Source organism: Nocardia sp. NPDC050718, from assembly GCF_040654235.1.
In the GTDB taxonomy this organism is placed as follows: Bacteria; Actinomycetota; Actinomycetes; order Mycobacteriales; family Mycobacteriaceae; genus Nocardia.
Map to the genome: position 1 here is coordinate 241473 of NZ_JBFAHQ010000001.1, position 20005 is coordinate 261477.

Consider the following 20005-nt stretch of genomic DNA (forward strand, 5'->3'; position numbering starts at 1 on the left):
GCCTACTTCGCCGGGAACGATGCGGGGAACAGCTCGTCGGCTGGTCTCCGTAGGTGGTCGCGCTCGGAGTAGGCCGAGCGCATCCGGTCGAACAGTCCTTGCGCGCGGCGGGTCATGGCGGGCAGATCGATGCCGGGAATCACCCCGTCCCGCAGGGTGATCCGCCCGGCGACCATGGAGAAGTCCGCCGCGCGCCCGGTGCTGTTCATGCACAGGGTGCGGATCGGATCGTCGAGCACGCCGTCGCGCGGATCGTCGAGCCGGAAGGCGACCAGGTCGGCGGTCGCCCCGACCGCGAGCCTGCCCAGGTCGGGGCGCCGGAGCGCGTCCGCGCCGCCGAGCGTGGCCGCGGTCAGGTAGTCGGCGTAGGTCGCGCCGTCGAGCCGGTGGGTGAGCAGCTTGGCGATGGTGACGCCGATATCGATGCCGCGCACCAGATCCGGCGGGAACGAGTCGGTGCCGAGGGCGATCCGCACGCCCGCCGCGCGGTACCGGTCGAAGGTGTCCAGGGCCGAGGCGTGCCGGGCCGAGGTGAGCGGACAGTGCACGATCGCGGCTCCCGACGCGGCCAGCGTGGCCAGATCGTCGTCGGTATCCGCGTCGACCCGAGGGTGCGCGTCCAGGTAGATACCGTGCGGGATCAGCAGATTCGGCCCGAGCAGTCCGGTCAGCGCCAGCACGTCCAGCGGTGGCGCGGCGAACCGCTCCACGATGAACTCGCGCTCGAGCAACCCTTGGAGCGCGTGCAGGCGGACCAGGACGCCGGTCGCCGACGCGAGTTCGGCTGTGCGCCGCATCAGCTCCTCGGTCAGCGTCTCGATCCGGCACGGGAGCAGCGTGCCGTGCACGAGATCGGATCCGCGCGCGGCCGCCCAGTCGAGAAAACGTGCCGCACCGTCGAATCCGTCGCGGCCGAGTCGCTCATTCCAGTAGATGGAGCGGGTGCCGTCCGCGTCGACGACATTGACCCCGGAGCGATACGCGGGCCCCAGGTACACCCGCAGGCCGAGCCGCTGCGCCGCCTCCGCCATCGCGACGGCGTCGTCGAAGGTCTCGGCCCAGTCGCTGTGCACCTCCGAGGCGATGGGCATCGCCGTCGTCACTCCGTGCAGCATCAATTGGACGAAGCTGTATTCGCGGATGAACGCCCGCTCCTCGGCATCGAACACGGCCCGCCGTCGATGCGTGGCGTAGTCACGTGACCACTGCAGGCCGAGGCCCAGCTCACGCGACTGCCACGAGTCCAGAATCGTGTGGTCGATATCGGCGAGCGCGTCGAGATCGATGAGACCGGGCAGCAACAGCGCGTCCCCGAGTTCGATCACCTCGTCGGCCGGTTCCGCGCCGCGCGGCCCCACGGCCACGATGCGCGAATCCTCGACCACCACTTCGGCATCGGTGAGCAGCACGTGCCCTTCGGGCTTCCCCGCGGCATCGGCGTCGATCGGCGAATACGCGAGTACGTGCCGCGCTCGAATGCTGCGCCGTGTCATCAGCTCCCCTCCCTGCCGAAACGCCCCGGAATCTCGAAACCCTCGATCGCGGTGTCGACGGAAACCACGGCACCCCGGTGGATGACCGTCCGCGCGGCGGGCCGGTCCATCACGGCGGCGGTCGGACTCACCGCGTCGACCAGGAAGAACTCCGCCGGATCACCGACCGCGAAACCGGGATGCGGGTCGCCCAGATCGAGTGGATGCAGACTCCGGTCGATCACGCTCGCCCCGCCCCAGGTCGCCACGGCCAGCGCGTGTTCCACGTGCTGATCCGAGCCGAACCCGTTGACGAACGCGAGTTGCCACGCGCGGTCGAGCATGTCGCCGTTGCCGTAGGGCGACCAATAGTCCCGCTGCCCGTCCATCCCGACACCGACCCGCACGCCTGCCGCCGCCAGCTCGAGCAGGGGCAGCGCCCAGCCCTGCGCGCCCGCCGCGTGCGTGAGGGCGATGTCGAACTCCGCCAGCCGCTCGATCGCCGCCGGCACCCCGGGCAGGCCGCTCGCCAGGCACCGCGCGTGCGAGACGGTCACCCGCCCCGCCATCCCGAGCGCCCGCACCCGCTCGCTGATCAGCGACAGCGTGAACAGCCCGAGCTCACCCGCCTCGTGCAGATGGATGTCGATCCCGGCCTGGTGCTTCTCGGCCAGCCCGAACACCGCGTCGAGATGACGCACCGGATCGCGGTCCAGCTCGCACGGGTCCATCCCGCCGACCAGGTCGGCCCCGGCCGACAGCGCCGCGTCCATGAGGTCGACGACACCGGGTTCGAGCAGGATGCCGACCTGCGGGAACGCCACGATCTCCACATCGCAGACCGCGGCGTAGCGTTCCCGCGCCGCGAGTTCGCCCTCGAGCTTCGCGAGCCCGGTGTCGGCGTCGACCTGCGCGTGACTGCGAATCCTGGTGGCGCCGTTCGCGACCGCGACGGCGAGGGTGAACGAGGCCCGATCGGTCACCGAGCGCTCGGCGCGACGCCAGTGCTCGCGGTCGTTCATGATCCGTCCCCAGCGGCCCGGCGCCCCGGTCTGCGCGCGGTACGGCAGACCGAGGCGACTGGAATCCAGGTGCAGATGCACGTCGGACAGGGCGGGCAGGACGAGCCTGCCCGCGCCGTCGACCCGCTCCGCCGCTGTCGTCGTCGTTCCGGTGGCGGCCACCGCGGCGACCACCCCGTCCTCGACGAGCACGTCCACCGGGTCGCCGCCCCACGGGCGCACGTCGGTGAGCAGCAGCGAATCTCCCATGGAGTCAGTCCTTTCCGAAGGCCGCGGCGTCGACGGTGATCATCCCGTCCGCCCTCGGCTTCCACCGCAGCGCCGGATCGACGGCATAGCTGGCGTCGGGGGTGTACAGGCCGATCAGCAGGGCCTTCGTGTCGTTGAGGGTGAACAGCTCGCGGTACACGTCGATTCTGGCCTGCCCGGCCACGGTCCGGGTCTTGGCGACCAGCGCCTGGGTCTCCGGCAGCATCGCGTAGTCGTTCCACTGCCCGCCGAACATCGAGGCGATGGGCGCGTCACCGTCCATGGTGGACGGCGCGTAGGTGTTGAGATAGATCCCGGTGGCGGACTTCTTGGTGTAGATCATCTGCGACAGGCTGCTCTGGTCGGTGCCCTGCAGGGTGATGGTGATGCCGACCTCGGCCAGGTTGGCCTGGATCGCCTGCGCGATCTCCGAACTCAGCGGGATGCGCCCGTTCGTCGCGTACTGGAACGGGATCGGCGTGCCGTGGTAGCCCGCCGCCGCCAGCAGCTGCTTGGCCTTGGCGGTATCACGCACCGGCGCCGGGTATTTCGGGTCGAACCCGCCGACGTTCTCGGCGACCAGCTGGTTGTCGACCGTCGCGCGGCCCGCCAGCAGGGTCTTCACGATGCCCTCGCGGTCGATCGACAGCGCGATCGCCTCGCGGACCCGCTGGTCGGCCAGCGGACCCGCCGTGGCGTTCATGCCGAGGAAGGTGACGCCGTTGGAGACCCGCGACTCGATGTGCACGCTCTTGGCACCGTCGACGGCCGACACCTGGTTCGGCGCGATCAGCGCGATGTCGAGGCTGCCGGACTGCACACCGTTGAGCCGGGCGTCGGCGTCGGCCACCGTCTTGAAGGTGACCGCCTCGAGCGCGGCCTTCTCGCCCCAGTAGTCCGGATTGCGCTTGACGGCGTATTCGACGCCGCGCGTGTAGTGATCGAAGACGAACGGCCCGGAACCGACGGGCGCGGCCGCGAACCCGGCCGAACCCAGTGCGGTGTAGACGGATTCGGGCACGATCGAGACGCCGGTGGTGATCGTCGGCCACGCGGAGAACGGGGCGTTGAGACTGAACACCACGGTGTTGCCGGGACCGACGGCGGCGGAGGTGAACATCTCCATGTAGGTGGCCGGATCGCCAGTCGGGGTGGCCTTGATCTTGTTGTAGGTGAACGCGACGTCGGAGGCCTTCAGTTGTTCGCCGTTGTGGAACTTCACGTCGTCGCGGATCGTGAAGGTCCACTGGGTGAAGTCGGCGTTGTGCTCCCACTTGGTCGCCAACTTCGGACCGATCACCCCTTCGCTGTCGAACCGGGCGAGCTGGTCGAAGGTCGCGAAGTAGTAGTTGTAGCCGGCCAGCGAGCCGTCGCTGATCGGATCGGGGACGTCCGTCGGTTCGGTCACCGCGCCGACGACCAGCGTCTTCGCCGACGCGGTGTCGGTGCCCGCCGGTGCGCAGGCGCTGAGGGTGAAGGTGGTGAACGCGAGGACGGCGAGCCCCGTCGCCATTCCGCGGGTGATCGGTTTCATCGGTTTCCTTTCGACGGGCGTGCCAGCGGGCGCAGGCAGGCCACGACATGGTCGGTGCGGCCCTGTGGTTCGAGTTCCGGTACGTGCGAGGCGCATTCGGGCGTCGCCAGGGGGCAGCGGGTGCGGAAGGTGCAGCCGCTCGGTGGGTTCGCGGCATCGGGGAGTTCGCCGCGCACCAGCGTCGCGGTGTCGCGGCGGCGCCGGTGCGGGTCGGGCACGGGGGCCGAGGCGATCAGGGCCCGCGTGTACGGGTGCCCCGGGCCGGTGAACACGTCCTCGGTCGGGCCGATCTCGACGAGCTTGCCCAGGTGCATCACCGCGATCCGATCGGACAGGTGGCGCACCACCGAAAGATCGTGAGCGATGAACAGATACGACAGGCCGAGCTGTTCCTGCAGGTCCTGCAACAGATTGATCACCTGGGCCTGCACCGAGGCGTCCAGCGCGGAGACGGGTTCGTCGAGGACGAGCACCTCCGGTCCCGGGGCGAGCGCCCTGGCGATGCCGAGTCGCTGCCGCTGCCCGCCGGAGAACTCGGCGGGCTTGCGCGCCAGCGCGTCCCGGCCCAGGCCAACCTGGTCGAGGAGTTCCACCACGCGCTCCTCGCGGTACCCGCCGGCGATGCGCAGCGGCTCGGCGACGATGTCGTGCGCGGTCATCCGGGGATCGAGGGAGGAGTACGGGTCCTGGAACACCAGCTGCACCCGGTTGCGCAGCGCGCGCCTGGCCTGCGGGCGCAGGGTCGCCAGGTCGTGGCCGAGGACGCGGATCGAGCCCGCGCTCGGGGTGTTGATGCCGAAGAGCGTGCGGACCAGCGTCGACTTGCCGCCGCCGGATTCGCCGACCAGGCCGAAGGTCTCGCCGCGGCGCACCGCGAAACTCACGCCGTCGAGCGCGCGGAGCCTGCGCTTGCCGAGGAGGCCGCGCCTGCTGGTGAAGCTCACCTCCAGCCCGTCGACGCGGATCACGTCCTCGGGCTCGTCGATCGTCGTCATGCGGAGAGGTCCTGTTCGATCGATACGGACTCGACCGCGGGCGGACAGGCCACCGCGCGGCCGGTGGCCAGCGGCACGAGAACCGGTGCCGTGGTATCGCATTCGCCGGTCTTCCCGGCGAACTCGCAGCGCGGGGCGAAGCCGCATCCGGCCGGACGTCGCGTCGGCGACGGCGGCGCGCCGGGAATGGCATAGGCACGGGCGCTGCCCGACTGCCCGAGCAGACTGCGTTGCAGTCCCCGGGTGTACGGGTGGGCGGCGTCGTCGAAGATCTGCCAGACGGTGCCGGACTCGACGACCCGGCCCGCGTACATGATCGCCACCCGATCGGCGTACTGGGCGACCAGCCCGAGATCGTGGGTGATCAGCACCATCGCCGCGCCGCTGCGGGCGCGGGCCTGCGCCAGCACCTCCATGAGCTGGGCCTGGATGGTCACATCGAGGGCGGTCGTCGGCTCGTCGGCGATGAGCACCGCCGGATCGTTGGCCATGGCCATGGCGATCACCGCGCGCTGCCGCATGCCACCCGACCACTGGTGCGGGTAGGCCTTCGCCCGCTCGGCCGGCTGCGGAATGCCCACGGCGGCGAGCAGTTCGACTACCCGCCGCTTGCGCGTCGTGGCGTCGAGCCGCTGGTGGACCGCGAGCGCGCGACCGATCTGGGTGCCGACCCGGCGGACCGGATTGAGCGTGGTCATCGGGTCCTGGAAGACCATGCCGAGCTCGGCGCCGCGCAGCCGCCGCAGCGTCTCGTCGTCGGCGCCGACGAGCTCGGCGCCGCGGAAACGCACACTGCCGCCGAAGATCTCCAGCGGTGCGGGCAGCAGGCCGAGCACGGCGAGCATGGTCACCGACTTGCCGGAACCGGATTCGCCGACGAGACACAGCACTTCGCCCTCGGCCAGGGTCAGGCTCACCGAATCGACGAGCACGACGCGCTCCCCCGTTGCCGTCGTGTAGCCCACGGTGAGATCGGTGATCTCCAACAGCGCGCTCATGCCGCAACCTCCTTCGCGAGAGCGCCGCGACGGCCGCGCGGTGCCCGCCTGACCCGGCGCAGCCCCTGCCCCTCGTCGGTGAATCGCCTGCTGGCCAGCAGGGTTCCGCCGATCACGAGCAGCAGGGCGACGGCGGGCACGATCGTCAGATACGGGGCCTGGCGCAGGTACTTCTGCCCGTCGGTGATCATCAGGCCCCAGCTCGGCGTCGGCGGTTGCACGCCGAGGCCGAGATAGTCGAACGACGAGATCATGATCAGCACGTTCCCGAGGTCGGCGGTGGCCAGGATCAGCACCGGCGCGGTGACATGCCCGAGGACGTGCTTGCGCATCACCCAGCCCGACCGCGCGCCGAGCAGCTTGGGCGCGATCACGAAGTCCCGGCCGGACAGCCCGAGCGCCACCGACCGCGCCACCCTGGCGTAGCCGACCCAGAAGGTGACGCCGAGGATCGTGGCCATCAGCGCGGTACTCGGGCCGCGAATGGCCGACACGGCCATGATCACCAGCGTCATCGGCACCGCGAGCTGCACGTCGGCCACGCCCATCAGCACGTTGTCGGTGACGCCGCGGAAGTAGCCCGACACCGTGCCGATCGCCATCCCGATCAGCGCGTTGACCACCACGATCACCAGGACCAGCCCGAGCGTGATCCGCCCGGCCAGCGCCAGCCTGCTCGCCAGATCGCGGCCGAGCGAATCGGTGCCGAGCGGGTAGCGCCCGTCGGTGAACGGCCGCACGAACGCCGACGCGAGTTGCTGCGCGTACGGGTCGTAGCCGGGGAACAGCGGGTAGAGCAGGGAGAACAGGACGACGGCCAGGATCATCGTGACGCCGGCGAGCGTGGCGAAGTGACGGGGACGGCTCACCGGACCCTCGCCCTCGGATCGATGACGCCGTAGAGGACGTCGATGCCGAAGTTGACGAGCACGAAGATCGTCGCGATCACCACCAGCCCGGACTGGACCACCGGGAAGTCCCGGTTGAACACCGCGTCGAGCATGAGCTGACCCAAACCCGGCCAGGCGAAGACGTTTTCGACGATGACCAACCCACCGAGCAAGGTGCCCAACGTGATTCCCGAAATGGTGAGCACCGGCAGCAGCGCGTTGGGCAGCACATCGCGCAGCAGCACCGACGACCTGCGCTCGCCGCGCGCGTAGGCGGTGCGCACGTAGTCCTGCGCGCTCTCCGACACCAGGGAGTTGTCCAGTAGCCGCGAGTAGACGACGAACTGCGCCGTCGCGATGGTCACCGCGGGCATGACGATCGCCAGCGGATCGGCACCCGCCAGCGACGGCAACCAGCCCAGCGTCACCGAGAACACCAAGACCAGCAGCAAGCCGAACAGGAAGTCCGGCACCGCGAGCCGGGCCGCGCCGATCCCGAGCGCGACCCCGCGCAGCGACCAGCGACCACTGAGATGAACGGCGAGCACGACGGCGAAGGCCAGCGCGAGGCCGATCGCGAAGCCGGCGACACCCAATTGCAGCGACGCGGGCAGGCGCTGCAGGACCAGCGACATCGACGAGGTGCCGGTCTGCTGGTAGGAGTCGCCGAAATCGCCGGACAGGATGCCGGTGAGGTAGTCGAGGAACTGGGTCAGCGGCGGCTTGTCGAAGCCGAGTTCGTGGTTCAGCGCCGCGATGTCGGCCTCGCTCGCGGTCTCGGGCAGCAGCGACGCGGCGGGACTTCCGGTCAGCCTGCCGAGCAGGAACGCCAGCGAGATGACGGCGAAAACGGTGATCACCGCCTGCGCGAAGCGGCGGAGGAGATAGACGGCCAACTCGCATCCTCTCTGTGGCCGATGGGGAATCGGTATACAGAATTGGATTCGGGTGTATCCCGCTCGTGTTCCGCACGTTTCGGTCCGGTGAATGATGGGTCTGGTCGAAAAGATATATATTTCGTGGTCAGTAGGTGTTTTTCGGCCATTGTCCGCGCGCGGATCCGGTGGCGGAATGGTGTGCACCGGTGCGTGACCAGACGAAATAACAGTCGACCAAAGATATATTCGTAGACTTACTCCGTGGCCCGAGACCAACGTCGCCCGGCGGAAGCCGTCGACGACACCTCCCAGACCCGGCGGATCTACGACGAACTTCGGCGCAACATCATCACCGGGGTATACCGGGAAGGCGAGAAGTTACCGGAGGCCCGCGTCGCCGCCATGCTCGGCACCTCGCGGCTGCCGGTGCGTGAGGCGCTGGCGTTGCTCGAATTCGACGGTATCGTCAGCGCGCTCCCCCGGCGCAGCGCCGTCGTTCGCTCCTGGGATCGCGCGGCCGTCGAGGAACTGTTCGACGTGCGGATCGGGCTGGAACCGCTCGGTGCCCGGCTCGCGGCCGCCCGCATCCGGCAGGGGCACGACAGTGCCCCGCTGCGGGCCGCGCTGCGAGAAGCCCAGGTGGCCACCGACTCTCGTGATCCGCTGCGGATCGCCGAGACCAACGCGAAGCTGCACGGCGCGATCGTCGAACTGTCCGGCAACAGCCTGCTCACCCAGCTGATGCGCACCATCCTGGCCCGGATGGCCTGGCTGTTCTTCCTCACCGCCGACCGCGACACCGAGGAGCAGCGCGACGAGCATCGCCATCTCATCGAGGCGATCTCCTCCGGTGACGAACGGCTGGCCGAATACGCCATGCTCAGCCACACCGAGGCGGGCCGGACACCGACGCTGGCCATCGTCACCGCGCTGCGGCACGCCGACCCCGCCTGAGGGCGGGGCCGGCGTGCGCGCTGGTCAGGCCGCGGTGGTGACGGCGACCGGGTCCTCGGCGAACTGGGTCCGGTAGAGCTCGGCGTAGCGGCCGTCGGCGTTGAGCAGGTCGGCGTGCGTCCCGCGCTCGACGATCCGGCCCTGTTCGAGCACCACGATCTGGTCGGCGGAGCGGATCGTGGACAGCCGGTGCGCGATCACCAGGGCGGTCCGGCCCTGCAGCGCCTCGGTGAGCGCTTCCTGCACCGCCGCTTCGGAGGTGGAGTCCAGCGAGGCGGTGGCTTCGTCGAGGATCACCACGCGGGGCTGCTTGAGCAGCAGCCGCGCGATGGTCAGGCGCTGCCGTTCACCGCCGGAGAGCCGGTAGCCGCGCTCGCCGACGACGGTGTCGAGGCCGTCGGTGAGCGAGTCGACCAGCTCGCCGAGCCGGGCCCGGCGCAGCGCGTCCCACAGTTCGTCCTCGGTGGCCTCCGGCCGCGCCAGCAGCAGGTTCGCCCGGATCGTGTCGTGGAACAGGTGGCCGTCCTGGGTGACCAGGCCGACCGTGCGCTGGATCGACTCGGTGGTCAGCTCCCGCACGTCGGTGCCGTTGAGCCGGACCGCGCCGGAGTCGACGTCGTAGAGGCGCGAAACCAGCTGGGCGATGGTCGATTTGCCCGCACCCGAGGAGCCGACCAGGGCGATCAGCTGACCGGGCTCGGCGCGCAGCGACACCTCGTGCAGCACCTCCACCCCGCCCCTGGTGTCCAGGGTCGCCACGTCCTCCAGCGAGGCCAGCGACACCTTGTCGGCCGAGGGGTAGCCGAAGTTCACCCCGTCCAGCTCCACCGCGACCGGACCGTCCGCGACCGGGGCCGCGCCGGGCGCGTCCTCGATCAGCGGCTTCAGGTCCAGCACCTCGAACACGCGCTCGAAGCTCACCAGCGCCGACATGATCTCCAAACGCGCGCTGGCCAGTGCGGTGAGCGGGGTGTAGAGGCGGGTCAGCAGCAGCGACAGGGCGACGACCGAACCGGCGTCGAGGCTGCCCCGCAGCGCGTACCAGCCGCCGAGGCCGTAGACCAGGGCCAAGGCCAGCGCGGAGACCAGGGTGAGCGAGGTGACGAAGGTGGTCTGCAGCATGGCGGTGCGCACGCCGATGTCACGGACCCGGGTGGCGCGCACGGCGAACTCCGCGGACTCCTGCTTCGGCCTGCCGAACAGCTTCACCAGGGTGGCGCCCGGCGCGGAGAAGCGCTCGGTCATCTGGGTGCTCATGGCCGCGTTGAGCTGGGCGGCCTCGCGCTGCATGGCGGCCAGGCGGTTACCGGCCCGGCGCGCCGGGATCACGAACACGGGCAGCAGCACGAGCGCGAGCAGGGTGATCTGCCAGGAGATGCTGAGCATGACCGCCAGCGTGAGCGCCAGCGTCACCAGGTTGGTGACCACGCCCGACAGGGTGTCGCTGAACGCGCGCTGCGCGCCGATCACATCGCTGTTGAGCCTGCTCACCAGCGCGCCGGTCCTGGTGCGGGTGAAGAACGCGACCGGCATCTTCTGCACGTGGTCGAACACGGCGGTGCGCAGGTCCAGGATCAGGCCCTCGCCGATCCGGGCGGACAGCCACCGGATGACGATGCCGAGCCCGGCGTCGAGCACCGCCAGGCCCGCGATGACGAGGGCGAGCAGGACCACCGTGCGCGGCGCCGAGCCACCGACGATGTCGTTGACGACGCGACCGGCGAGCACCGGCGTCGCCACGCCGAGCACCGCGGCCACGATGCTGAGCAGCAGGAACGCCGAGATTCGGCGCCAGTGCGCCTCGGCGAAACGCAGAATGCGCCGCGCGGTGGACAGGCTGAACGGCCGCTCCTCCTCGGGCGCGTTCATCCGCCGGTACATCTGGCTGTAGGCCACCGATTCGATACTCACTGCCGTACTCCTCTTCGCTCCCCGCCCATCGAACTCCTGCCCACCGACACTAAAACCTCAACAAAGGTTGACCGCAAATACTTTCCTGGGGCCGCCCGTTCCGCCGACAGCGAAAGTGGGCCGGACGTGGCGTCCCTCCGGCTTCGCTCAGGCGTGCGCCGGTGCTGATTAGGCTGGTCGGGTGGACGACGATCGGAGCGCGGAGCTGCTGGCCGATGCCCTGCGCGGCCGGGTCGACGGCGCGGTCGACGCGGCGGTCCGCCGCCGGGCCGAGTACGCCTCCGACGCCTCCAACTACCGGGTCCGGCCGGCGCTGGTGGTGTTCCCCCGCCACGACGCCGACGTCGCCGCGACCGTTGTCTTCGCCCGCGAGCACGGGCTGCCGGTGACCGCGCGTGGGGCGGGCACCTCGGTGGCGGGCAATGCCGTGGGTCGCGGGATCGTGCTCGACTTCAGCAGGCATATGCGGGCCGTGCTCGCGGTCGATCCCGAGGCGCGCACGGCCCTGGTCCAGCCGGGGGCCGTGCTGTCCGACCTGCAGCGACGACTGCGGCCCGACGGGCTGCGGTTCGGGCCAGACCCGTCCACCCAGGACCGCTGCACGCTGGGCGGGATGATCGGCAACAACGCGTGTGGACCGCACGCACTGGCCTGGGGGCGCACCTCCGATCGGGTGCGGTCGCTGCGCGTCGTCGACGGGACGGGCGCCGAGCGGGTGCTCGGCAACGACCTCGGCGTCGTCCCCGGCCTGGCCGGGTTCACCACGACCAACCTCGCCGTGCTGCGCACCGAGCTGGGCCGATTCGATCGGCAGGCGTCCGGCTACGGACTCGAACACCTGCTACCGGAACGCGGTTCGTCGATCGCGAAGGCACTCGTCGGCACCGAGGGCACCTGTGGACTACTGCTCGATGCCGAGATCGACCTCACCCCGCTGCCCGCCGCCACCGTGCTGACGGTGCTCGGCTATCCCGATATCGCCACGGCGGCAGACGATGTCGCCGCCGTCACCGGCTGCGGGCCGATCGCGGTGGAAGGCATCGATGCCGGTCTGGTCGACCGGGTCCGCGCCCATCGCGGCACCGTGCCCGAGTTGCCGCGCGGGCGCGGGTGGCTGTTCGTCGAGACGGCGGGGGCGAGCGCGGCGGAGGCGTTCGCGCTGGCCGAGCGGCTGTGCCGGGAAGCGAACGCCGACGACCATCGCATCGTCACCGATCCGGCGGTGGCGGCGGCACTCTGGCGCATCCGTGCCGACGGCGCCGGTCTGGCGGGGCGCACGCCGGACGGCCGACCGGCCTGGCCCGGCTGGGAGGATGCCGCCGTTCCGCCCGACCGGCTCGGGGCCTATCTGCGCGAATTCGCCTCACTCACCGCGGAATACGAGGTCGACGGGCTGCTGTACGGCCACATCGGCGACGGCTGCATCCACGTCCGCCTCGATTTCCCGATCACCGACGCGCCGCGGCGCTTCCGGTCCTTCCTGTTCGACGCCGCCGAACTCGTGGTGCGCCACGGTGGATCGCTCTCGGGCGAACACGGCGACGGCCGCGCCAGATCCGAACTCCTCGCGGTGATGTACTCCCCCGCCGCCCGTGCCGCCTTCGCCGGCTTCAAGGCGCTGTTCGATCCCGGCGACGTGCTCAACCCCGGCGTGCTGGTCGCCCCGGTGCCGGTGGACGCCGACCTGCGCGTCGCCGGTCTCCGGCCGCTGACCTCGGCGGGTGGCTTCGCGCTCGCGGACGACTCCGGCGATCTGTCCACAGCTGTGCACAGATGTGTAGGAATCGGCAAGTGCCGGGCGGACACTCGCGCCTCCGGCGGTTTCACGTGTCCGTCCTACGTGGCGACCTCCGACGAGAAGGACAGCACCCGGGGTCGCGCCCGCGTCCTCCAGGAGGTCGTCCGAGGTGAACTCGACTGGCGCGCACCGGCAGTCGAGGAGTCCTTGGATCTCTGCCTGTCCTGCAAGGCCTGTGGATCGGACTGCCCGGCAGGCGTCGACATGGCCACCTACAAATCCGAAACCCTGTACCGCCGCTACCGAGGCCGCCTCCGTCCCCTCGACCACTACATCCTCGGCCAGCTCCCCCGCTGGCTCGCTGCCGCCCAGCACTTTCCACGTCTGGCCAATGCCCTCGCCGCCCGCCCGCTGCTCCGCCGAACCGCCATGCGCGCGGTCGGTATCGATCCCCGCCGTGAGGCGCCGGCCCTCGCGCCGACTCCGTTCCGCCGAATCTGGCAGGAAATCGGTGGCAACCTCCGCGCCGAACCCGCCACCACCGCCCTGCGCCGCACCCGCCACCGCCACCTTCTGCCGGACCCCCTCCTCGACAATCCCGCCCCCGCGAGCACCGGCGCCGCTGTGCCGCAGGCCGTCGGCGTCGACCTGTCCGTATCGTCGCCCGCCGACGCGCTGCCGACCGGCGCACTCGCGGGCCGCCCGGCGGCGGAGGTAGGCGAGCGCACGGTGATGCTGTGGGTGGATTCCTTCACCGACGCCTTCGACCCGGCGAACGCGATCGCAGCGACTGTCCTGCTCGAGCGACTCGGCTACCGGGTGTGCGTCCCCACGGCCCGGGTCTGCTGTGGATTGACGTGGATAACGACCGGACAGCTCGACGGCGCGCGCGCCCGGTTGCGTGCGACGGTGGGTGCCCTGGCCGAGCATGCGGCGGCGGGCGGCCTGATCGTCGGTCTCGAACCCTCGTGTACCGCCGCTCTTCGCGCCGACCTGCCGGAACTATTGGCCGACGATCCGCGATCGGCGCAGGTCGCGGCCGCGGTGCGGACCCTGGCCGAGGTCCTGGTCGACCACCCCGCTTGGCGGCCGTCGCGGCGTCCCCTTGGCCGGGTCGTGGTGCAGCCGCATTGCCATCAGCACGCCGTCGGCGGCTTCGCCGCGGAGCGCCGGTTGCTCGCCGCGATGGGCGTCACCGTCGAGGAGCTGGCCGGGTGCTGTGGGCTGGCAGGTAACTTCGGCATGCAGCGCGGGCACTACGACGTGTCCGTCGCGGTCGCGGAGGGCGCGCTGCTTCCCGCCCTGCGCGGCGCCCCCGACGCGACCTTCCTGGCGGACGGATTCTCCTGCCGGACGCAGGCTGAGCAGCTGGCGAACGCCAGGGGAGTGCCGCTGGCGACGTTCCTGCTCGGCGGCTGACACGCGGCCGATCGGCCCCTGCGCAGCGTCCGCGCGCACGAGCCGCTCGCGGTAGAACCTCAGCTACCGCCGGGCAAGGTCCCCGGTGCGATGTGGTACCCCGAGCTGCCCGCCGACCCGCTGCCCCACGCCGCCAGCAGCCAATTGAGTGCGTTCGTGATCATCGGGGTACCTCCTGCATCGATGGGATGCCGGCTGTTTGCCAACACGCCCTACATCGCAGTGAACGTGGCGAATATTACGAATGGGCATCGTCGCGATAGCAGTCGCGCACAATGGTCTGGTGCGCGATCAGACCCTCGACCCCGGCCTGGCGACGGCCGGGCTGTCCAGGACCGTCCGGTCGAGCCGACCGTTCGACGTCGGGCTCACCGTCGTGCCGCTGCGGCGCGGTGGCGGCGATCCGTGCCACCACGTCGACGCCGCGGGCGCGCACTGGCACGCCTCCCGGATGCCGACCGGGGTGGTCACCTATCGGCTCGTCCAGGACGGCCGCGACGGTGCGCACGCGCGGGCCTGGGGGCCCGGCGCGGCGGAGTTCCTGGCCGGGCTGGACCGCATGCTGTGCCTCGAGGAAGACCTGGCCGACTTCGCGCCCGAGCATCCCAAGCTGGTCGAAGCCCATCGCGTGGTGCCCGGCCTGCGGATGCTGCGGACCGGGCTGGTGTTCGAATCGCTGGTGCCCGCGATCCTCGAGCAGAAGGTGCACACCAAGTCCTCGTTCGCGGCCTGGCGCAGCCTGGTCCGTGAGTTCGGCACCGCGGCACCGGGGCCTGCGCCGGCCGGGCTGATGGTCGCCCCCGACGCCGAGACCTGGCGGCGCATCCCGTCGTGGAAGTACCACCGGGCCAATGTCGGCCCACAGCGGGCGCAGACCATCGTGCGCGCGGCCAGGGTGGCCGACTCGATCGAGCGCACCGCGGAGCTGTCGCCCGCCGAGGCCGCGCTGCGGCTGCGCAGCCTGCCCGGCATCGGTGTCTGGACGGTTGCCGAGACCGCGCAGCGCGCCTTCGGTGACGCCGACGCCCTCTCGGTCGGGGACTACCACCTCGCCGCGACGGTCGGCTGGAGCCTGCTCGGCAAGCCGATCGACGACGACGCGATGATCGAGTACCTGGAACCGCTACGGCCGCATCGCTATCGCGCGGTCCGCCTGCTCGCGCTGAGCGGGCAGGCGCGCAAACCGAAGTTCGGGCCGCGCACCCCGATCACCGACCACCGGCACCGCTAGCGGATCGCGCGCTGGTCGAGCACGCAGTGCCCGGCGTCGACGAGGGTGGTGCGCGCCCTGCGGCGGACCCGGCACTCGTCGACCGTGCAGTCGAGGTGCAATTGCATTGCGGCATGGGCTTGTTCGGCGTCCATCGGGCCCGGATCGGTGCCGCAACCGAGTAGTGCAGCGGCAATATGCATGTTCACATCGCTCAATTGCATGTCTCCAGGAGAGCACGCAACCGTTCGGCTAACGGCCGGTACGCGCCGATCCCGATATTTAGCGGCGAATTCCCAGCACGGCATCCAACGGGGAGTGCAGGATTCCCCATAGTGGACGAAATCCACCGCCATAGGCGGGGCTGTGGGCTGTGGCGGGTTGCGAGCACAGAAGGAGTGGGGCTGTGGCAGCGAACGCATCGACCGGAGCGGGTGGACCGGCGGCAGGAGTCTCCTCGACGCTGCCGCGCCGTCAGCTCGGCCGCTATCTGCGCGACTGGCGGACCCAGGCGGGTCTGACCATCGCCGAGGCCGCCAAGTTGATGGAATGGGGCGCCAGTACGTTGCAGCGCCTGGAAAAGGGCCAGGCCGACCGGATCCGGACGATCGACATCCACGAACTGTGCCGGATCTACGGCATCCCGGACGATCTCGCCGAGGGCCTGACCGGCCTCGCGCAGCAGGCCGCCGTCAAGAGCTGGTGGCACGCCTACGGCGATCTGATTCCCGAAAACTTCGATGTCTATGTGGGTTTGGAGGCATCGGCGCATCGGCTGCGGGCTTATCAGTCCGAATTGGTCCTCGGTCTGCTCCAGACGGCCGACTACGCGCGTGCGCTGAATCAACTGGGCTATCCCAAGGATTCGGTCGACGAGCTCGATCGCCGGGTCGCGTTACGGCTGCAACGGCAGGCCTTGATCACCCGCAAGCATTCGCCCGCCGAGATCGATGTGGTTCTGCACGAATCGGTATTGCATCGCATCGTCGGTGATGCAAAGGTGATGGCTGCGCAGTTGCGACATCTTGCCGACGCGAGCACCCGAAGCAATGTGACACTGCGTATCCTGCCGTTTGCCGCCGGTGTTCCACTCGGAGTCTCCACCGGACCTTTCACGGTTCTCGAGTTCGGCACCGACAGCAAGGGGCAACCGGTCGAACCACCGGTGGTGTACGCCGAAGGCTTCACCGGCGATCTCTACCTGGAACGACGCGCGGATGTCAGAAGGTACGACCGGGCTCACGAGTGCCTCCAGCGTCATGCGCTGGATATTCAACCGAGTAGACACCTGCTGCGGCAGGTCGCGAAGGAGTATGTGGCATGAGTTTCGATCTCGTCGACGCACACTGGTTCAAGAGCACGCGCAGCGGCGCCGGCAAGGACTGCGTCGAAGTGGCGTTCCTGTTCGGCGGACGCGTCGGCGTGCGCGACAGCAAGAACCCGGCGGGACCAGCGCTGGTCTTCGACGGCCCGAGCTGGGACGCCTTCACCCAGGGCATCGACAACGGCGCGTTCGCCTGCGCTCTGGGCGCGCGGTGAACAGCAAGCGCACCATCGACACCACCGGCGCGACCTGGCTGCGCGCCGGGACGGCGGGGGAGGGCAGCAGCGTCGAGGTCGCCATGCTGCCCGACGGGTACGTGGCGCTGCGCGACGGCAAGAATCCCGACGGTCCGGTGCTGATCTTCACCCCGAGCGAGTGGACCGCGTTCACCGCGGGCGTGCACGACGGCGAGTTCGATCGCCCTTGATCACGTTTGGATCAAGACGCGGCGGGTAGCCCAGGTATATGGACCGAGGGTTGAAGAAGATGCCACCCCGGTACCGGAGGCTGGCGCCTGAGGACGGGGTCGAGCGCCTGATCGTGATACTGCTGTTCGCGGTATCGGCGATCGGGATCTATGTGCTCACCGGCTCGTTTCTCTCGGCGCTGTTCATCGGATTACTGGTCGGACTGGTCGCGATGGGGACTGTCGCCGTGCTGTAGACAGTGACGCGCGGGGTACGCAGAGCACGTACCCCGCGGCGTCGCCGCCTACCGGCGGAACAGTTTGTTGCCGAGCCAGACAATCGGGTCGTATTTGCGATCGACGACGCGTTCTTTCAACGGAATGAGCGCGTTGTCGGTGATCTTGATGTGTTCCGGGCACACCTCGGTGCAGCATTTGGTGATATTGCAATAGCTCAGACCCGCTTCCTCCTGTGCCATTTCACGGCGATCGGCGGTGTCGAGCGGGTGCATCTCCAGTTCGGTGATGCGCATCAGATAGCGCGGGCCGGCGAAGGCCGGTTTGTTGTCCTCGTGATCGCGGACCACGTGACAGGTGTTCTGGCACAGGAAACACTCGATGCACTTGCGGAACTCCTGCGAGCGCTCCACATCGACCTGTTTCATCCGGTAATCGCCGGGCTTCAGGTCCGCCGGGGGCGTGAAAGAGGGGATCTCCCTTGCCTTCTCGTAGTTGAACGAGACGTCGGTGACGAGATCCTTGATGATCGGGAAGGTGCGCATCGGCGTCACCGTGATCACCTCGTCCTGAGTGAAAGTCGACATCCGCGTCATGCACAGCAACCGCGGCCTGCCGTTCACCTCCGCCGAACACGAACCGCATTTGCCCGCTTTGCAATTCCAGCGGACCGCGAGGTCGGGTGCCTGGGTGGCCTGCAGGCGATGGATGATGTCGAGCACCACCTCGCCCTCGTTCACCAGCACCGTGTAGTCCTCCAGGCCACCGCCGTCGAGATCACCGCGCCAGACCCGGAACCGGGCGTCATACCCCATCGCTACGCCTTTCCCTCGGTCGAGCCGGCCGCCGGATGTTCGGCCAATTCCTGCTCGGTGTAGTACTTCTCGAGTTCGCTCAGCTCGAACAGGGCGAGCAGGTCATCGCGCATCGGTGTCTGATCGGCCGGGGTGACGGTGACCGCCGGGACCTGCCGATCCCGCGTGGCCGGGTCGACCGCGCAGACCAGCAGCTTGTTGCGCCAGTCCGGGTTCATCCCGGGGTGGTCGTCACGGGTGTGGCCGCCGCGGCTCTCGGTGCGCAGCAGCGCGGCCTCGGCGACACATTCGCTGACCAGCAGCATGTTGGCGAGGTCGAGTGCCAGATGCCAGCCGGGGTTGAACGGCCGTTTCCCCTCGACGGTCACCTGGGCGTATCTGGCGCGCAGCTGCGCCAGCTTCTCGATCGCCTCGCGCACCTCGTGTTCCTTGCGGATGATGCCGACCAGGTCGTTCATCGTCTGCTGCAACTCGCTGTGCAGGGTGTACGGGTTCTCGCCCGGGCCGGAGGCGGGCGGATCGAACGGCGCGAGCGCGGTTTTCGCCGCCGCCTCGATATCGGTCTCGGCGGGTGCGGGCCGGTCGGTGAGCTGCTGGACGTAGGCCGACGCGCCGAGTCCGGCCCGGCGGCCGAACACCAGCAGATCCGACAGCGAGTTGCCGCCGAGCCGGTTCGAGCCGTGCATGCCGCCGGAACACTCACCGGCGGCGAACAATCCGGGCACCACCGCGGCGCCGGTGTCGGGGTCGACCTCGATGCCGCCCATCACGTAGTGGCAGGTCGGGCCGACTTCCATCGGCTCGGCGGTGATGTCGACATCGGCCAGTTCCTTGAACTGGTGGTGCATCGACGGTAGCCTGCGGACGATCTCGTCGGCGGACATCCGGGAGGCGATGTCGAGGTACACGCCGCCGTGCTCGGTGCCGCGTCCCGCCTTGACCTCCTCGTTGATCGCCCTGGCGACCTCGTCGCGGGGGAGCAGGTCGGGGGTGCGGCGCGCGGAGTCGTTGTCGCGCAACCACTGATCGGCCTCGGCCTCGGTCTCGGCGTACTGGCCCTTGAACACCGGCGGGATGTAGTCGAACATGAAGCGCTTGCCGTCGGAGTTCTTCAGGACGCCGCCGTCGCCGCGCACACCCTCGGTGACGAGGATGCCCTTCACGCTCGGCGGCCAGACCATACCGGTCGGATGGAACTGCAGGAACTCCATGTTGATCAGCGTCGCGCCCGAGCGCAGCGCCAGCGCGTGGCCGTCGCCGGTGTACTCCCAGGAGTTCGAGGTCACCTTGTAGGACTTGCCGATACCGCCGGTGGCCAGCACGATCGCGGGCGCGGTGAACAGGACGAAGCCACCCGACTCGCGCCAGTAGCCGAAGGCGCCCGCGATCCGGCCGCCGTCGGTGAGCAGCTCGGTGATGGTGCACTCGGCGAAGACCTTGATCCTGGCCTCGTAGTCACCGGTGGCCGCGAAGTCCTCCTGCTGCAGCGAGACGATCTTCTGCTGCATGGTGCGGATGAGTTCCAAGCCGGTGCGGTCGCCGACGTGGGCCAGCCGGGGGTAGGTGTGGCCGCCGAAGTTGCGCTGGCTGATCCGCCCGTCCGGCGTCCGATCGAACAGCGCGCCATAGGTTTCCAGCTCCCACACCCGATCGGGGGCCTCCTGCGCGTGCAGTTCGGCCATCCGCCAGTTGTTGAGGAACTTGCCACCGCGCATGGTGTCCTTGAAATGGGTCTGCCAGCTGTCCTTCTCGTTGGCATTGCCCATCGAGGCCGCGCAGCCGCCCTCGGCCATCACGGTGTGCGCCTTGCCGAACAGCGACTTGCACACCACCGCGACCGAGAGCCCTTGTTCGCGGGCCTCGATCACCGCGCGCAGCCCGGCGCCGCCCGCCCCGATCACCACGACGTCGTAGTCGTGCCGTTCCACATCTGACATTCGAACTAGCTCCTGG

Annotated in this window: 18 protein-coding genes; 7 read left to right on the top strand and 11 right to left on the bottom strand. The window is 69.6% G+C overall.

Annotated elements, in window-relative coordinates:
• Window positions 1-2: 2 nt before the first annotated feature.
• The 7 genes from AB0H54_RS01105 to AB0H54_RS01135 are packed head-to-tail and all read right to left on the bottom strand — an operon-like array spanning window position 3 to window position 8056.
• Window positions 3-1493: a chlorohydrolase family protein gene (locus AB0H54_RS01105; protein WP_357341951.1), complete on the bottom strand. Its 1491-nt coding sequence runs from the start codon at window positions 1491-1493 to the stop codon at window positions 3-5.
• Window positions 1493-2743, bottom strand: coding sequence for an amidohydrolase family protein (locus tag AB0H54_RS01110; RefSeq protein ID WP_357341953.1), 1251 nt, complete (start codon window positions 2741-2743; stop codon window positions 1493-1495). Before AB0H54_RS01110 ends, AB0H54_RS01105 begins: the two co-directional genes overlap by 1 nt.
• 4 nt (window positions 2744-2747) lie before the next feature.
• Entirely contained in the window at window positions 2748-4277 is a 1530-nt protein-coding gene (locus AB0H54_RS01115; protein ID WP_357341955.1) for an ABC transporter substrate-binding protein, read from the bottom strand.
• Window positions 4274-5272, bottom strand: coding sequence for an oligopeptide/dipeptide ABC transporter ATP-binding protein (locus tag AB0H54_RS01120; protein WP_357341957.1), 999 nt, complete (start codon window positions 5270-5272; stop codon window positions 4274-4276). Before AB0H54_RS01120 ends, AB0H54_RS01115 begins: the two co-directional genes overlap by 4 nt.
• A complete protein-coding gene (locus AB0H54_RS01125; protein WP_357341960.1) occupies window positions 5269-6270 on the bottom strand; it encodes an ABC transporter ATP-binding protein in 1002 nt (333 codons plus the stop codon). Before AB0H54_RS01125 ends, AB0H54_RS01120 begins: the two co-directional genes overlap by 4 nt.
• Window positions 6267-7139, bottom strand: a complete 873-nt coding sequence (locus AB0H54_RS01130) for an ABC transporter permease (RefSeq protein WP_357341962.1) — start codon at window positions 7137-7139, stop codon at window positions 6267-6269. The genes AB0H54_RS01125 and AB0H54_RS01130 overlap by 4 nt, the downstream gene beginning before the upstream one ends.
• Entirely contained in the window at window positions 7136-8056 is a 921-nt protein-coding gene (locus AB0H54_RS01135) for an ABC transporter permease (RefSeq protein ID WP_355275211.1), read from the bottom strand. The genes AB0H54_RS01130 and AB0H54_RS01135 overlap by 4 nt, the downstream gene beginning before the upstream one ends.
• Window positions 8057-8299: 243 nt before the next feature.
• Between AB0H54_RS01135 and AB0H54_RS01140 the strand changes: the two genes are divergently transcribed.
• Complete coding sequence (locus tag AB0H54_RS01140) at window positions 8300-8992, top strand: GntR family transcriptional regulator (RefSeq protein WP_218718368.1); 693 nt, start codon at window positions 8300-8302, stop codon at window positions 8990-8992.
• Window positions 8993-9016: 24 nt separating this feature from the next.
• Here AB0H54_RS01140 and AB0H54_RS01145 read toward each other — a convergent pair whose 3' ends face one another.
• Window positions 9017-10903 (bottom strand): ABC transporter ATP-binding protein, encoded by a 1887-nt coding sequence (locus AB0H54_RS01145; protein ID WP_355275207.1) that lies wholly within the window; start codon window positions 10901-10903, stop codon window positions 9017-9019.
• Window positions 10904-11084: 181 nt separating this feature from the next.
• Between AB0H54_RS01145 and AB0H54_RS01150 the strand changes: the two genes are divergently transcribed.
• Both AB0H54_RS01150 and AB0H54_RS01155 read left to right on the top strand, forming a co-directional pair.
• Entirely contained in the window at window positions 11085-14060 is a 2976-nt protein-coding gene (locus AB0H54_RS01150; protein ID WP_357341963.1) for an FAD-binding and (Fe-S)-binding domain-containing protein, read from the top strand.
• Between the two features lie 283 nt (window positions 14061-14343).
• Entirely contained in the window at window positions 14344-15291 is a 948-nt protein-coding gene (locus AB0H54_RS01155; RefSeq protein WP_357341964.1) for a DNA-3-methyladenine glycosylase 2 family protein, read from the top strand.
• On the opposite strand, the gene AB0H54_RS01160 is transcribed toward AB0H54_RS01155, so the two are convergent.
• On the bottom strand, window positions 15288-15473 hold the full coding sequence (locus AB0H54_RS01160; RefSeq protein ID WP_316573056.1) for a hypothetical protein: 186 nt from the start codon (window positions 15471-15473) through the stop codon (window positions 15288-15290). The two genes, AB0H54_RS01155 and AB0H54_RS01160, sit on opposite strands and share 4 nt — an antisense overlap.
• A gap of 203 nt (window positions 15474-15676) precedes the next feature.
• Between AB0H54_RS01160 and AB0H54_RS01165 the strand changes: the two genes are divergently transcribed.
• Genes AB0H54_RS01165 through AB0H54_RS01180 form a run of 4 tightly spaced genes read left to right on the top strand, consistent with a single transcriptional unit; the run spans window position 15677 to window position 17257 of the window.
• Complete coding sequence (locus AB0H54_RS01165) at window positions 15677-16594, top strand: helix-turn-helix transcriptional regulator (protein WP_355275202.1); 918 nt, start codon at window positions 15677-15679, stop codon at window positions 16592-16594.
• The gene (locus AB0H54_RS01170; protein WP_218718371.1) at window positions 16591-16809 is read left to right on the top strand and encodes a DUF397 domain-containing protein; all 219 of its coding nucleotides are present in this window, start codon (window positions 16591-16593) and stop codon (window positions 16807-16809) included. The genes AB0H54_RS01165 and AB0H54_RS01170 overlap by 4 nt, the downstream gene beginning before the upstream one ends.
• On the top strand, window positions 16806-17021 hold the full coding sequence (locus AB0H54_RS01175; protein ID WP_218718372.1) for a DUF397 domain-containing protein: 216 nt from the start codon (window positions 16806-16808) through the stop codon (window positions 17019-17021). Before AB0H54_RS01170 ends, AB0H54_RS01175 begins: the two co-directional genes overlap by 4 nt.
• A 59-nt stretch (window positions 17022-17080) precedes the next feature.
• The gene (locus AB0H54_RS01180) at window positions 17081-17257 is read left to right on the top strand and encodes a hypothetical protein (protein ID WP_357341965.1); all 177 of its coding nucleotides are present in this window, start codon (window positions 17081-17083) and stop codon (window positions 17255-17257) included.
• Between the two features lie 48 nt (window positions 17258-17305).
• Here the strand turns inward: AB0H54_RS01180 and AB0H54_RS01185 are convergent, their stop codons facing one another.
• Window positions 17306-18052 (bottom strand): succinate dehydrogenase/fumarate reductase iron-sulfur subunit, encoded by a 747-nt coding sequence (locus tag AB0H54_RS01185; protein ID WP_357341967.1) that lies wholly within the window; start codon window positions 18050-18052, stop codon window positions 17306-17308.
• A gap of 2 nt (window positions 18053-18054) precedes the next feature.
• Window positions 18055-19989, bottom strand: coding sequence for a fumarate reductase/succinate dehydrogenase flavoprotein subunit (locus tag AB0H54_RS01190; protein WP_357341969.1), 1935 nt, complete (start codon window positions 19987-19989; stop codon window positions 18055-18057).
• Window positions 19990-20005 lie beyond the last annotated feature (16 nt).

Bases quoted from the DNA above. Each gene is read 5' to 3' on its own strand.
- AB0H54_RS01185 (WP_357341967.1), bottom strand. From the start codon at position 18,052: ATGGGGTATGACGCCCGGTTCCGGGTCTGGCGCGGTGATCTCGACGGC.
- AB0H54_RS01180 (WP_357341965.1), top strand. From the start codon at position 17,081: ATGCCACCCCGGTACCGGAGGCTGGCGCCTGAGGACGGGGTCGAGCGC.
- AB0H54_RS01170 (WP_218718371.1), top strand. From the start codon at position 16,591: ATGAGTTTCGATCTCGTCGACGCACACTGGTTCAAGAGCACGCGCAGC.
- AB0H54_RS01115 (WP_357341955.1), bottom strand. From the start codon at position 4,277: ATGAAACCGATCACCCGCGGAATGGCGACGGGGCTCGCCGTCCTCGCG.
- AB0H54_RS01110 (WP_357341953.1), bottom strand. From the start codon at position 2,743: ATGGGAGATTCGCTGCTGCTCACCGACGTGCGCCCGTGGGGCGGCGAC.
- AB0H54_RS01120 (WP_357341957.1), bottom strand. From the start codon at position 5,272: ATGACGACGATCGACGAGCCCGAGGACGTGATCCGCGTCGACGGGCTG.
- AB0H54_RS01160 (WP_316573056.1), bottom strand. From the start codon at position 15,473: ATGCATATTGCCGCTGCACTACTCGGTTGCGGCACCGATCCGGGCCCG.
- AB0H54_RS01105 (WP_357341951.1), bottom strand. From the start codon at position 1,493: ATGACACGGCGCAGCATTCGAGCGCGGCACGTACTCGCGTATTCGCCG.
- AB0H54_RS01190 (WP_357341969.1), bottom strand. From the start codon at position 19,989: ATGTCAGATGTGGAACGGCACGACTACGACGTCGTGGTGATCGGGGCG.
- AB0H54_RS01125 (WP_357341960.1), bottom strand. From the start codon at position 6,270: ATGAGCGCGCTGTTGGAGATCACCGATCTCACCGTGGGCTACACGACG.